The sequence below is a fragment of the Paenibacillus taichungensis genome (assembly GCF_013359905.1).
In the GTDB taxonomy this organism is placed as follows: Bacteria; Bacillota; Bacilli; order Paenibacillales; family Paenibacillaceae; genus Paenibacillus; species Paenibacillus taichungensis.
The window spans coordinates 1-287 of sequence record NZ_JABMCC010000046.1 but is presented as its reverse complement, the minus strand read 5'-3'; the positions used below and the strand labels follow the sequence as shown (position 1 = coordinate 287).

General features: G+C 50.9%; 2 rRNA genes. Both read left to right on the top strand.

The features are described from left to right. Window positions 1-123 (top strand): 16S ribosomal RNA (locus HP548_RS00305); the annotation flags it as partial. Between the two features lie 106 nt (window positions 124-229). Continuing rightward, window positions 230-287, top strand: a 5S ribosomal RNA gene (rrf, locus tag HP548_RS34185); the annotation flags it as partial.

The following is a 287-nucleotide window of genomic DNA, read 5'->3' as shown; positions in this document are numbered from 1 at the left end:
TTTATAACACCCGAAGTCGGTGGGGTAACCGCAAGGAGCCAGCCGCCGAAGGTGGGATAGATGATTGGGGTGAAGTCGTAACAAGGTAGCCGTATCGGAAGGTGCGGCTGGATCACCTCCTTTCTATGGAGAATCGTTTCCTGTAACGGAAACATTCAAATACAAAATCTAGCCAGGTCGGCTAGTTACTCACTCGTTGCTCAGTTTTGAGAGCTCAAACTCTCAAACGTTTGGTGGCGATAGCGAAGGGGTTCCACACGTTCCCATCCCGAACACGACCGTTAAGC